The organism is Kitasatospora sp. LaBMicrA B282, from assembly GCF_050325825.1.
GTDB lineage: Bacteria > Actinomycetota > Actinomycetes > Streptomycetales > Streptomycetaceae > Kitasatospora.
Genome location: NZ_JBNQTI010000122.1, coordinates 14,721 through 28,059 on the forward strand (window position 1 = coordinate 14,721; position 13,339 = coordinate 28,059).

Consider the following 13,339-nt stretch of genomic DNA (forward strand, 5'->3'; position numbering starts at 1 on the left):
CCCTCGCAGGCTACGGCCGCCCCGCCGACCCCGGCATGCGCCAGTCGGGCGCACTGCGCCGTCCGACTTGTCCTGCCCGGCCACCGCCACCCGCCCGGCGGACGCCCGGGGAGGCACAGGGGTTCCGGCCGCCCCCTCCACTACATTGAGCGCGGGGTGTCGCCCGTCGGGCGGCATGGGTAACACTCAGCCGGGCACGTCGGGGCAAGGGAGCGGGGCCGCAATGGGACTGGACGGCGGACAGGGCGGGCGGACGGAGTTGGTGCCCCCGAGGAGTCCGGCGCTGGACCAGAGCAGCGTGCCGTCGCAGTCGACGCGTCGGGCTCCCCGGCCGGGCCTCGCCGGCTGGGTCGCCGAGCACCGGCCGCCGGCCCCGCCCGGCATCTACCGCTACGGGTACTCGGCCGAGGGCGTCGTGGCCGACTCGGACGAACCGCCGCAGTCAGTCGGCCCCCTGCTGCTGCGCGCGGCGGCCAACGTGCTGGTCTGCCTGCTCGCCTACCGCTACGGCACGCCGGCGGTGATGTACACCATCGGGTACCTGGGTTGGTTCAAGGTGCTCTCTCCGGACCAGTTCAATGTGGTCGAGACGCTGTTGAACCTGCTGTTGCTGCTCGTCTTCCTGGTGCTTTTCGGGCGGATGGGCCGGTGGGTGGAGGTGTACCGGCGGTTCCTGGCGCCGGCCGGCTTCCGGCGCAACGTCATGCCGCTCCTCGCCAGGACCGTCACCGACGAACGTCCGGCCGACGAACTGCCGCGGCGCGCCACCTCCGTCCCCGACGTCGACCCCTGGGGTGAGTTGCGGCAGGCGGGGTTGGGGGAGGTGTTGGCGGTGGTGGAGGAGGACACCCGGGACGGGCGCGTCAGTGATGTCGACTACGTGCGCATCCACCGTGTGTGGCGGGAGGTGGTGGCGGAGCCGGAGTTGGTGCGGGCGTTCGGGGAGCAGGTGGCGGTGCGGGGGGCGGCGGCGTGTGCGCATCCGTCGGAGGCGCGGGATCTGCCGGGGCGGGTGGCGGAGCACGATCTGTTGCTCGGGCAGGTGCGGTTGGGGGTGGCGCAGGACGTGCCGAAGAACCCGGGGGCGCACCGGGGGGCGGGGTTCGCGTTGGACCGGGAGGTGTTGGCGACCTCGTTGTTGGCGGTGGGGCCGGCGGGGACCGGGAAGACGGCGCGGTTGGCGCGGCCGGTGGCGGAGGCGCTCTGCCTGCAGGCGTTGGCCCGGATGGCGTGCGTGGTGGTGGTGGGGGCGGCCGAGGCGGAGCTGGGGCCGGATGCGGGGTACGACGTGGTGATCGCGCCGGGGGAGCCGGGGTCGCGGTACGGGTTGGACCTGTACGGGGCGGCGAGTGACCAGGACGCGGCGGCGGCCCGGTTGGCGGACGCGTTGCTGCCGGACGAGCTGTCCTCCCGGGCGCAGAGTGCGCGGATGGCGTTGCAGCAGGTGGTGGGTCCGTTCCACGCGGCGTACGGGCGCTACCCGGGGGTGCGCGAGTTGAGGGCGCTGCTCGGCGGGGAGGCGGAGGGCTGGGACCGGCTGGTCGAGGAGTTGCGGGCCGGCGGGCTGCTGGCGGTGCACGAGCCGGACGTGCAGCAGCGGCGGGCCCGGCAGGGGCAGGCGGACGATCCGGGGGTGTTGCTGGCCGACCGGTTGGCGCTGCTGGACCGGCCGGCCTTCGCCGGGTGCTTCGAGGCGGGGCCGGGGGCGAAGCCGGCGTTCGCGATGCGGGCGCTGGAGCACCCGTTGCGGGTGCGGGTGAAGCTGCCGGAGCGCGGGCACCCGGAGGCGGCCCGGATCCTGTCCCGGCTGGTGGTGGGTCAGTTCCTGCAGGCGGCGGTGGCGCGGGAGGACCGCTCGCTGTTCGCGGGGCTGGTGGTGGACGACGCCTCGGCGGCGCTGGACGCGGGGGCGGTGCAGGGGCTGCGCCGGCTGCCGGGGGCGAACGCCGGTGCGGTGCTGCTGCTGCGCAGCCTGGTGGACCTGCCGGAGGCGCTGCGGGTGCCGCTGTTCGGGGCGGTGGGCTGCCGGATGGCGTTCCCGGGGATCGCGCCGTGGGACGGCCGGCTGTTCTCGGAGGCCTGGGGCACGGTGTTGGTGCGCGAGCGGGCGGTGACGCTGGCCCCGGACACCTCGGGCGGGATGCTGCGCAAGGCCGGGCGGCTGGCCCGCAAGGCGCTGTCGGGGACCACGGCGCAGACCGAGAGCGTGACCACCCGGGAGGTGGAGCGGGAGCGCTGGTCGCCCTCGGACCTGGCGCACGCGCTGCCGGCCGGCCACGCGGTGGTCTCGCTGACCGCGGTGGGCGGGGAGCAGGTGCCGCCGCTGCTGGTGGACCTGCGGCCCTGAGCGGTCCGCGGTGGATGCCATGGTGGCGGCCCTGGTGCCGACCGTGGGACGACCCGCGTGGCGAAAAGTCAGCGTTCGAGTCGGTTTCGGTTAGCTACGCGGCGGTAGGTTCGGCGTCACGGCTTGTCCGCAGCGTCCATAATGAGAGGCGAACCCTCACCCCCACCGCCTGGCCGCAAGGACGCCGCCGGGTCGTCCCACCGAAGGTGCCATGCCCCCCACACTCGCCTCCGTCGTGCGCAACACCTCGCTCCATCTCACGGTCCTCGCCGGCGCGGACCACCTGGAGCGGCCCGTCCGCTGGGTGCACACCAGTGAGCTGGACGACCCCACCCCCTTCCTGGAGGGCGGCGAGCTGCTGCTCACCACCGGGATCAAGCTGGGCACCAGCAGCAAGAGCCTGCAGGCCTACGTGCACCGGTTGGCCGACGCCGGCGTGGTGGGCCTGGGGCTGGGCGTCGGCCTCTCGCACACCGAGGTGCCGCAGCCGCTGGTGGACGCGGCCGCGCAGCGCGGCCTGCCGCTGCTGCGGGTGCCCGAGCCGACGCCGTTCATCGCGATCAGCAAGGCGGTCTCGGCGGCGCTGGCGGCCGAGCAGTACGAGGCGGTGACCACCAGCTTCGAGGCGCAGGAGGAGCTGACCCGGGCGGCCCTCGGCCAGAACGGCACCGCCGCGGTGGTGCGCCGGCTGGCGGCCCGGCTGGGAGGCTGGGCGGCGCTGTACGACAGTTCGGGCGCGCTCTCGGTGGTGGCCCCGGACTGGGCGGCCCGCCGGGCCGCCCGGCTGGCCGCCGAGGTGGACCGGCTGCGCCGGCGTCCGGCACCGGCCAGCGCCGCGCTGCAGGGTCGGGCGCCGGGCTTCGACACCGCCGACGAGGACTTCGTGGTGGTCCAGTCGTTGGGTGCCGACCGGCGGGCCCGCGGCTTCCTGGCGGTGGGCACCGAGGACCGGATCACGCCGACCGAGCGTTACGTGCTGAACGCCGCGGTCGCCCTGCTGACCCTGACCCTGGAGCGCTCGCGCGAGCTGCGGCACGCCGAGGAGCGGATGGGCGCGGCCCTGCTGCGCCTGGTGCTGGCCGGGCAGGTGCCCACCGCCCGGCAGGTGGCCAGCGGGCTGTTCGGCGGGCTGCCGGAGGGCACCATACGGGTGCTGGTGGCGGGTGCCGCGCCGGGCGGTGAGAAGGAGGCCGGCGAGGCGCCGGTGCACGACCTGACCGAGCTGGCCGAGCGGGCCGAGCAGGCCGGCGGCCGGGCTGGCGAGAAGCTGCTGGTGGCCCGGGAGCCGGCCGGCAAGGACGGCAAGGAGGGGCTGGTCCACCCCGAGCGGCTGGTGCTGCTCGCGGCGGACGGCGGCGCGGTGCACCGGGCCTGCCTGGGCGCCGTGGAGGAGCACGAGGGGCTGGCGCTCGGCGTCTCGGCGCCGGCTCCGGTGGAGGAGGCCGGCGGCGCCTACGCGCAGGCCGAGCGGGCGCTGGCGGTGGCGCTGCGCGGCGGTCGGCGCTCGGTGGGGCACGAGGAGGTCGGGGCCGGCTCGTTGCTGCCGCTGCTCGGTGAGGAGGCGGTGGCCGCGTTCGCCGAGGGCCTGCTGCGCCCGCTGCGCGAGCACGACCGGACCGCGCGCGGTGACCTGGTGGCGAGCCTGCGGGCCTGGCTGTCCCGGCACGGCCAGTGGGACGCCGCGGCCGCCGACCTCGGTGTGCACCGGCACACCCTGCGGTACCGGATGCGCCGGGTCGAGGAGCTGCTGGGCCGTTCGCTGGACGACACCGACGTCCGGATGGAGCTCTGGCTGGCGCTGCGCTCGGGCGAGGAGTAGGCGGGGAGCAGCGGGGAACGGGCGGCGGCCGGCCGGGTCACCAGCCACTTTGGCAGGCGCGGTGCACCCCATCGCGCCACCTTGGCCAATCCGTTTCGCACGGCCGTGCCCCTACCGTTGGCGGAGAACACCCACCGCGACGAGAGGGCCGGAATCACCGTGACCACGACCCACGCATTCTGGCTGGCCGGCCGCCAGGAGACCGGCGAGACCGGCTTCGAGGTCCGCCACCCCTACGACGACCGTCTGGTCGGCACGGTCAGCGTGCCCACCGACGCGCAGGTGAACGAGGCCGTCGAGGCCGCCGTCGCCGCGCTGCCGGTCTTCGCCGCCACCCCGGCGCACGTGCGCGCCGCCGCCCTGGACCACGTGGCCCGCCGGCTGACCGAGCGCGCCGAGGAGATCGCCCGGCTGATCACGGCCGAGAACGGCAAGCCGATCAAGTGGTCGCGCGGCGAGGTCGGCCGGGCCGCCTCGGTCTTCCGCTGGGCCGCCGAGGAGGCCCGCCGGACCAACGGCGAGACCATGCGGCTGGACACCGACCCGGGCGGCACCGGTCGCTTCGCGGTGGTGCGCCGCTTCCCCAAGGGCGTGGTGCTGGGCATCGCCCCCTTCAACTTCCCGCTGAACCTGGTGGCGCACAAGGTCGCCCCGGCGATCGCGGTCGGCGCCCCGATCATCCTGAAGCCGGCTCCGGCCACCCCGCTCTCCGCGCTGCTGCTGGGCGAGCTGCTGGCCGAGACCGAGCTGCCGGCCGGCTCCTGGAGCGTGCTGCCGGTGGCCAACGCCGACATGCCGGCCCTGGTCCAGGACCCGCGGCTGCCGGTGATCTCCTTCACCGGCTCGGACCGGGTCGGCTACCAGATCATGGACTCGGTGCCGCGCAAGCACGTCACCCTGGAGCTGGGCGGCAACGCCGCCGCGGTGGTGCTGGCCGACTGGTCCTCGGAGGCCGACCTGGACTGGGCGGCCACCCGGATCGCCATGTTCGCCAACTACCAGGGCGGCCAGTCCTGCATCTCGGTGCAGCGGGTGGTCGCGGACGCCGCGGTCTACGACGCGCTGGTGGAGAAGGTGCTGGTCAAGGTCGCGGCCCAGGTCACCGGTGACCCGGCCGACGACGCCACCGACGTGGGCCCGCTGGTCGACGAGAACGCCGCCAAGCGGGTCGAGGAGTGGGTGGCCGACGCGGTCGCCAAGGGCGCCAAGGTGCTCGCCGGCGGCACCCGGCAGGGCGCCAACTACGCCCCGACCGTGCTCGCCGAGGTGCCCGAGGACGCGATCCTGGCCACCGCCGAGGTGTTCGGGCCGGTCCTGTCGCTGCACCGGGTGGACTCCACCGACGAGGCGTTCGCGCTGGTCAACGACTCCAAGTTCGGCCTGCAGGCGGGCGTCTTCACGCACGACGTGCAGACCGCCTTCCGGGCCCACCGGGAGCTGCAGGTCGGCGGTGTGATCATCGGCGACGCGCCGTCCTACCGCGCCGACCAGATGCCCTACGGCGGGGTCAAGGACTCCGGCGTGGGCCGCGAGGGCGTGAAGTACGCGATGGACGACTTCACCTACGAGAAGGTGCTGGTGCTCACCGGCCTGGACCTCTGAGTCCCCGCCACCGAGCCAGTCGTACCGGCCGGCCCCGGACCGCACCCGCGGTCCGGGGCCGGCCGCGTCGGCGCCGCCGTCCGCCGCCCCGGTGGCCCTGACCGGGTGAACCGCGGGGGAGCGGCACACCGGTCGCCCACCGCACGCCACAATGGAGCCCATGAACTCGCTCGCCCACCCGCAGCTGCGCTTCACTCCGGCCGTCGACGACCCCTCCGGCCCCCGGGAACTGGTCCTGCTCGGCTCGACCGGCTCGATCGGCACCCAGGCCATCGACATCGTGCTCCGCAACCCGGACCGCTTCAGGGTGGTGGCGCTGTCGGCCGGCGGCGGGCAGGTCGAGCTGCTGGCCGAGCAGGCCTTCCGGCTGGGCGTGCACACCGTGGCGGTGGCCCGGGCCGAGGCCGAGGCGCCGCTGCGCGCCGCGCTGGCCGAGCGGGCCGCGGGACGTCCGCTGCCCACCGTGCTGGCCGGCCCGGACGCCGCCACCGAGCTGGCCCAGCTGCCCTGCCACTCGGTGCTCAACGGCATCACCGGCTCGATCGGCCTGGCCCCGACGTTGGCGGCGCTGCGCGCCGGGCGGGTGCTGGTGCTGGCCAACAAGGAGTCGCTGATCGTCGGCGGCCCGCTGGTGAAGGCGGTGGCCAAGCCGGGGCAGATCGTGCCGGTGGACTCCGAGCACGCCGCGCTCTTCCAGGCGCTCACCGCGGGCACCGCGCGCGAGGTGCGCCGGCTGGTGGTGACGGCGAGCGGCGGCCCCTTCCGCGGCCGCAGCCGCGAGCAGCTGGCCGGGGTCACCCCGAAGGACGCGCTGGCCCACCCCACCTGGGCGATGGGGCCGGTGGTGACGATCAACTCCGCCACCCTGGTCAACAAGGGCCTGGAGGTGATCGAGGCGCACCTGCTCTACGACGTTCCGTTCGACCGGATCGACGTGGTGGTCCATCCGCAGTCGGTGGTCCACTCGATGGTGGAGTTCACGGACGGATCGACGCTGGCCCAGGCCAGCCCGCCGGACATGCGGATGCCGATCTCGCTCGGCCTGGGCTGGCCGGACCGGGTGCCCGACGCGGCCCCCGGCTGCGACTGGACCAAGGCCGCCACCTGGGAGTTCTTCCCGCTGGACGACGAGGCCTTCCCGGCCGTCGGCCTGGCCCGCGAGGTGGGTACGCTCGGCGGCACCGCGCCGGCCGTCTTCAACGCCGCCAACGAGGAGTGCGTGGACGCCTTCCTGAACGGGCGCCTGGCCTTCACCGGCATCGTGGACACGGTCGCCAAGGTCGTGGCCGAGCACGGAACCCCCTCTCGGGGAACTTCGCTGACCGTCGAGGACGTCCTGGATGCGGAGGCCTGGGCCCGGGCCCGGGCCCGCGAGCTTGCGGCGGGCTGACCGGGTGGCTGCACCCGGCGAGGGATTCGGGTGCAGGATGGCCGGTGTAGGGCAGTGGCGCCCGGTTCGGGCAGGACGGCCAGTGGGAGCGATATGACGGAGGACCAGCGGTGACTGCAGTGATGACGGTGCTGGGCATCGTGGTCTTTATCGTCGGGTTGCTCTTCTCCATCGCCTGGCACGAGTTGGGCCACCTGTCGACGGCCAAGCTGTTCAAGATCCGGGTGCCGCAGTACATGGTCGGCTTCGGGCCGACCATCTGGTCCCGGAAGAAGGGCGAGACCGAGTACGGGTTCAAGGCGATCCCGTTCGGCGGCTACATCCGCATGATCGGGATGTTCCCGCCGGGCGAGGACGGCAAGATCACCAAGCGCAGCAGCTCGCCGTGGCGCTCGATGATCGAGGACGCCCGGGAGGCCTCCTACGAGGAGCTGCAGCCGGGTGACGAGGACCGGCTGTTCTACACCCGCAAGCCCTGGCAGCGGATCATCGTGATGTTCGCCGGGCCGTTCATGAACCTGATCCTGGCCTTCGCGCTCTTCCTGGTCACCATGATGGGCTTCGGGGTGCCCAAGTCGCTGCCGATCGTCGGCTCGGTCTCGCAGTGCGTGGTCCCGGCCACCCAGGCCAGTGACACCTGCGCCCCCGGTGCCACCCCCTCGCCGGCCGCCGCGGCCGGGCTGAAGGCGGGCGACAGCATCGTGGCCTTCGGCGGCGACCGGATCCACAGCTACCAGCAGCTGTCCAACGACATCCGCGACTCCTACGGCCGGACCGTGCCGATCGTGGTGAAGCGCAACGGCCAGGAGCTCACCCTGACCGCGCAGATCACCAAGAACCAGCTGGCCAAGCTGGACAAGTACGGCGACCCGGTCCCCGGCGCCGCGCCGGTGACGGCCGGCTTCCTCGGGATCAGCCCGACCACCGGCGTGGTGCAGCTGGGCCTCGGCGAGAGCATCAGCAAGATGTCCGACATGGCCGACACCGGCGTGCACTCGCTGCTCGCGCTGCCCGGCAAGATCCCCGGGCTCTGGGACTCGGTGGTCAAGGGCACCCCGCGGCCGGCCGACTCCCCGGTCGGCATGGTGGGCGCGGCCCGGGTCGGCGGCGAGGTCTTCGCGCTGCACCTGCCCGCCTCGCAGCGGATCGCCACCATGGTCAACCTGCTGGCCGGCATCAACCTCTCGCTCTTCCTGTTCAACATGCTGCCGCTGCTGCCGCTGGACGGCGGGCACGTGGCCGGAGCGGTGTGGGAGTCGATCCGCCGGCGCACCGCCAAGCTCTTCAAGCGCCCCGACCCGGGCCCGTTCGACGTGGCCAAGCTGATGCCGCTGGCCTACGTGGTGGCCAGCATCTTCGTCGGCTTCACCCTGCTGGTGTTGATCGCGGACGTCATCAACCCGGTCAAGCTCACCTAGTCGGACGCTCAGGGGGTGTGCGTGGGCGCCCCCCGGGGTGCCGTACCGTTGGACGCCGGGTGCGCGATCTCCGCGCACCCGGCGTCCGTCACCTCTACTCCGGGGAACCCTGCGCACATGACCGCGATCTCGCTCGGTATTCCGTCCCTGCCTCTCAAGCCGCTCGCGAAGCGTCGCGTGTCACGGCAGATCATGGTCGGCAACGTTCCGGTCGGTGGTGACGCGCCGGTGTCGGTGCAGTCGATGACCACGACGTTGACCTCGGATGTGAACGCGACGCTGCAGCAGATCGCGCAGTTGACGGCGTCGGGGTGTCAGATCGTGCGGGTGGCGGTGCCCTCGCAGGACGATGCGGACGCGTTGCCGTTGATCGCGAAGAAGTCGCAGATCCCGGTGATCGCGGACATCCACTTCCAGCCGAAGTACGTGTTCGCGGCGATCGAGGCGGGGTGTGCGGCGGTTCGGGTGAACCCGGGCAACATCAAGGCGTTCGACGACAAGGTGGGGGAGATCGCGAAGGCGGCTTCCGCGGCGGGTACCCCGATCCGGATCGGGGTGAACGCGGGCTCGCTGGACAAGCGGCTGCTGGAGAAGTACGGGAAGGCCACTCCGGAGGCGCTGGTGGAGTCGGCGCTGTGGGAGTGCTCGCTGTTCGAGGAGCACGGGTTCCGGGACATCAAGATCTCGGTGAAGCACAACGACCCGGTCGTGATGATCAACGCCTACCGGCAGCTGGCGGCGGCGTGTGACTACCCGCTGCACCTGGGGGTGACGGAGGCGGGTCCGGCGTTCCAGGGGACGATCAAGTCGGCGGTGGCGTTCGGTGCGCTGCTGGCGGAGGGGATCGGGGACACGATCCGGGTCTCGCTGTCGGCGCCGCCGGTGGAGGAGGTCAAGGTCGGCATCCAGATCCTGGAGTCGCTGAACCTGCGCCAGCGGGGGCTGGAGATCGTCTCCTGCCCGTCGTGCGGGCGGGCCCAGGTGGATGTGTACAAGTTGGCGGAGGAGGTCACGGCGGGCCTGGAGGGGATGGAGGTGCCGCTGCGGGTGGCCGTCATGGGGTGTGTGGTGAACGGGCCGGGCGAGGCGCGCGAGGCGGACCTCGGGGTGGCCTCGGGCAACGGCAAGGGGCAGATCTTCGTCAAGGGCCAGGTGATCAAGACCGTGCCCGAGTCGAAGATCGTGGAGACCCTGATCGAGGAGGCCATGCTGCTCGCCGAGCAGATGCAGGCCGAGGGCGCCGAGGCCGGCACCCCGACCGTGATCGCCGCCGACTGACGGTGGATGAGGCGCTGTGCTCGATCGAGGTGTGATGCTCCCGGGCTCCCTCCAGGCCGGTCGCGGCCTGCTGGGGGAGACCCGGGTGCTGGACACGCCGGACCTCGCCGACACCCTGGAGGTGCTGCACCGGGACCCGGTCGCCAACGCCTTCGTCGCCACCCGGGTCGAGGCGGTCGGCCTGGACCCGTGGCGGCTCGGCGGCGAGATGTGGGGCTGGTTCGACCGGGACGGCCGGCTGGAGTCGCTCTGTTACGCCGGCGCCAACCTGGTCCCGATCAACGCCGGGCCGCAGGCCGTGCGGGCCTTCGCCGAGCGGGCCCGGCGCCAGGGCCGGCGCTGCTCCTCGATCGTCGGCCCCGCCGAGTCCACCGCCGCCCTCTGGGCGCTGCTGGAACGCAGCTGGGGCCCGGCCCGGGAGGTCCGCGCCCACCAGCCGCTGATGGCCGCCACCGAGCCCGCCGCCGAGGTGCGGCCCGACCCGCTGGTCCGCCGGGTGCGCCGGGACGAGATCGACCTGCTGATGCCGGCCTGCGTGGCGATGTTCACCGAGGAGGTCGGGGTCTCGCCGCTGGCCGGCGACGGCGGGCTGCTCTACCAGGCCCGGGTGGCCGAACTGGTGGGCGGCGGCCGCTCCTTCGCCAGGATCTCGGAGCAGGGCGAGGTGATCTTCAAGGCCGAGATCGGCGCGGTCACCGAGGGCGCCTGCCAGATCCAGGGCGTCTGGGTGGCACCGGCCCACCGCGGCCGGCGGCTCTCCGAGACCGGGATGGCCGCGGTGCTGGAGATCGCGCTGCGCGAGGTCGCCCCGGTGGTCAGCCTCTACGTGAACGACTACAACCTGCCCGCCCGGGCCGCCTACCGCCGGGTGGGCTTCCGCGAGGTGGGCGCCTTCATGTCGGTGCTCTTCTGAGCTCGGCGCTGTTCTGGGCTCGCTGCTGTTCTGGGCTCGGTGCGTGGGACCGGTGCGGCGGAGATGGCCCCGGTGCTGGACGGGAAGGAGTAACGTCCCGGGCATGGAGCAGCAGTTGACCGAGGTGACCGTCCAGCCGATCGACCTGGCGGCCTGGGCGCCCTACGCGCTGGAGGTGCAGGCGGCCGCCTTCGGACTCTCCTCGGAGGAGGTCGCGGTCCGGCTGCACATCGTGGGGCGGCACGCGCTGCAACCCGGGGTGCTGGCGCTCGGCGCCCTCTGCGGCGGTCGGCTGGTCGGCTTCGGCTACGGCATGCCGAACCTGCGCGAGCACTGGTGGAGCACGGTGATCGAGCCGCACCTGGAGGCCCGCGGCCACGGCGACTGGCTGGACGGGGTGTTCGCCATCACCGAGCTGCACGTGCTGCCCGAGTACCAGGGCCGCGGCCTGGGCAGCACCCTGATCCGCACCCTGTGCGACCGGTCCGGGCTGCCGCGCAGCATCCTCTCCGCGATCGACGCCGAGACCCCCGCCCGCCGCCTCTACCGCTCGCTCGGCTACCGCGACCTGGCCCGCCCGGTGCGCTTCCCGAACACCGACCGCCCCTACGCCGTGATGGGCGCCCGGCTGCCGCTCTACGACCGCTCCTACAGCCGGCCGGCGAACTCCAGGTAGAGCTCGGCCCCGCCGCGGTCGCCGCCGGCCAGTGCGGCCAGCCCGGCCGCCGTGCTGCGGAACAGCGTCCAGCCGCGCAGCCGTTCCCCGTCCACCTCCAGCGCGTCCGCCAGCTGGTGCAGCCGGCGCCGCACCGCGCCCTCCGGGCTCGGCCCGGCGATCAGCGTCTCCTTGCGGTCCTGGGCCAGCCAGGCCAGGTCGAAGGCCCGCTCGCCGACCAGCGGCTGCGGGTCGATGGCCAGCCAGGGGGCCCGGTCGGCGGCCAGCACGTTGCCGTGGTGGAAGTCGCCGTGCAGCAGGAAGGCCTCGTCGGCGGAGGCCAGCAACTCCTCGGCGGCGGCCAGCGCGGCGTCCACCAGCGGGCGGGCGTCGAGCTGCTCGGCCGCCGCCCGGTGCCGGCGCAGCCAGTCGGTGCGCACCGCGACGTGCTCGGCCACCGTGGGGAAGGCGTGGCCCGCGGCGGGCCCGGTCCACAGCCGTTGCAGCAGGCCGGTGGCCTCCAGCATCGCCTTCGCCTCGGCCAGCGAGCGCAGCGGGATGTCGCCGTGCAGCCGCTCCAGCAGCAGGAAGCCCTCGGCCGGGTCGGCGTCCAGCAGCAGCACCGCGCCGCGGCCGGCCCACCCGGTCAGCGCGGCGTGTTCCTGGGCGGTCTCGGGGGTGACCAGCCCGGCCTTGAGCACGGCGGGGCTGTTGTCGGAGCGCCGCACGTAGCAGACCACGCTGAGCCGGCCGCCGGGGTCGGCGATCCGGTCCAGGGTGAGGTCCCAGTGCGCCAGTCGGCGGGCCACCCGGTCCGGCAGGGCGGCCAGCCAGCGGGCGCCGGCCTCGCCCTGGCGGGCCAGCACGCTCTGCCGCACCCGGTCGGGGACGGTGATCTGCCCCGCTGCTGGCTTCATGCCGGCCCTCCGCTCGGTGTCCCACGGGTGTGGCCCGTGGGCCCTGGTCCGCGCCTGCGCTCCTGCCTCATTGTCGGCCATCGCGGCCCGGTGCGGCGGGAGGCGGCGCTGGTCGGGGGCCGGTCGGGGGTGTTCGGGGGTGCCGGTCAGGCGCTCGGTCCGGGGCTCGGCGGGCCGCTCGGGGTGGCGCCGGAGCCGGCCGCGGCGGGCAGCCCGGGCAGCGGGCCGAGCGGGTTGCCCCAGTGGTAGGCCTGCAGGGTGCACTCGCGCAGTGCGGTGGCGGCGGCTGCTCGCAGCGGGCCGCTGCCGGCGGCCACCAGGTCGGCGTAGAGCGGGGTCAGCCGGGCTTCGACGGTGCCGGCGAGGGTGCTCGCCGCGTTCGGGTCGGTCACCGGGAAGGGCAGCTGGTAGCCGGGGGCCGCGGGCGCCGGGGTGGCGCCGGCGTCGGTCAGCATCCGCTGCCAGGCGTCCCGGCGGGCCTGGTGGGCGGCGTAGCCGGCTTGGGCGTCGTCGCGCTGGGGGCCGGGCGGTATTCGGGCGCCGATCACGCCGTAGGCGTAGACGGCGGTGTGCTCGCCGGCCAGCGCGGCCTGCAGCGCGGTGACGGCACCGGCGGACGGGCCGCCGGTCGGGGCGGGGCTCACCGAGGGGGAGCCGGCCGGGGCGGACTTCGCCGCGCTCGGGCCCGGCTGACCGGGCGTCGCCGGGGCGACGGGCGATGGGAGGGTGCTCGAGGCGCCGGCGGTCGAGGGGTCGGCGTCGGCCGGGTCGGCGGGGAACGGGGCCTGGTCGCCCAGCTGGACGGCGCGCAGCGCGCAGCCGGCCGCGACCGAGGCGAGCAGGCGGGCCAGCTCGGGCGAGGCGGCCGCCAGCTCGGCCAGTTGGGCCTGCGCGGTGCCGATCTCGGCCGCGGCCACCGGGGCCCAGCCGGCCGGCACCCCCGGGACGCTCGGGGCCGGGCTGCCGGCCGGCGTGCCGGCGGCGGCGCTCGGCGTGATGG

10 protein-coding genes are annotated in these 13,339 nt (G+C 74.4%); 8 read left to right on the plus strand and 2 right to left on the minus strand.

From position 1 onward, the window contains the following. The first annotated feature begins 223 nt into the window (after nt 1–223). The 8 genes from ACQRUO_RS27680 (at nt 224) to ACQRUO_RS27715 (ending at nt 11,443) form a co-directional block, all read left to right on the plus strand. Nucleotides 224–2,347, plus strand: coding sequence for an ATP-binding protein (locus tag ACQRUO_RS27680; protein WP_428318808.1), 2,124 nt, complete (start codon nt 224–226; stop codon nt 2,345–2,347). A gap of 211 nt (nt 2,348–2,558) precedes the next feature. Further along, nucleotides 2,559–4,166 (plus strand): PucR family transcriptional regulator, encoded by a 1,608-nt coding sequence (locus ACQRUO_RS27685; protein ID WP_428318809.1) that lies wholly within the window; start codon nt 2,559–2,561, stop codon nt 4,164–4,166. Nucleotides 4,167–4,325: 159 nt separating this feature from the next. After that, the gene (locus ACQRUO_RS27690; protein WP_428318810.1) at nt 4,326–5,768 is read left to right on the plus strand and encodes an aldehyde dehydrogenase family protein; all 1,443 of its coding nucleotides are present in this window, start codon (nt 4,326–4,328) and stop codon (nt 5,766–5,768) included. A 160-nt stretch (nt 5,769–5,928) separates the two neighbouring features. Further along, complete coding sequence (dxr, locus tag ACQRUO_RS27695; protein WP_428318811.1) at nt 5,929–7,158, plus strand: 1-deoxy-D-xylulose-5-phosphate reductoisomerase; 1,230 nt, start codon at nt 5,929–5,931, stop codon at nt 7,156–7,158. 110 nt (nt 7,159–7,268) lie between these two features. After that, nucleotides 7,269–8,576, plus strand: coding sequence for a M50 family metallopeptidase (locus ACQRUO_RS27700; protein ID WP_428318812.1), 1,308 nt, complete (start codon nt 7,269–7,271; stop codon nt 8,574–8,576). A 117-nt stretch (nt 8,577–8,693) separates the two neighbouring features. Further along, nucleotides 8,694–9,854 carry a flavodoxin-dependent (E)-4-hydroxy-3-methylbut-2-enyl-diphosphate synthase gene (gene ispG / locus ACQRUO_RS27705; protein WP_428318813.1) on the plus strand — a complete coding sequence of 387 codons (1,161 nt, stop codon included), beginning with the start codon at nt 8,694–8,696 and terminating at the stop codon, nt 9,852–9,854. Between the two features lie 34 nt (nt 9,855–9,888). After that, a complete protein-coding gene (locus tag ACQRUO_RS27710) occupies nt 9,889–10,767 on the plus strand; it encodes a GNAT family N-acetyltransferase (protein WP_428318814.1) in 879 nt (292 codons plus the stop codon). 103 nt (nt 10,768–10,870) lie between these two features. Further along, on the plus strand, nt 10,871–11,443 hold the full coding sequence (locus tag ACQRUO_RS27715; RefSeq protein ID WP_428318815.1) for a GNAT family N-acetyltransferase: 573 nt from the start codon (nt 10,871–10,873) through the stop codon (nt 11,441–11,443). Here ACQRUO_RS27715 and ACQRUO_RS27720 read toward each other — a convergent pair. Both ACQRUO_RS27720 and ACQRUO_RS27725 read right to left on the minus strand, forming a co-directional pair. After that, a complete protein-coding gene (locus tag ACQRUO_RS27720; RefSeq protein ID WP_428318816.1) occupies nt 11,416–12,339 on the minus strand; it encodes an aminoglycoside phosphotransferase family protein in 924 nt (307 codons plus the stop codon). The two genes, ACQRUO_RS27715 and ACQRUO_RS27720, sit on opposite strands and share 28 nt — an antisense overlap. Nucleotides 12,340–12,485: 146 nt before the next feature. Further along, on the minus strand, nt 12,486–13,339 hold an 854-nt coding region (locus ACQRUO_RS27725; protein ID WP_428318817.1), incomplete at its 5' end, for a DUF4439 domain-containing protein.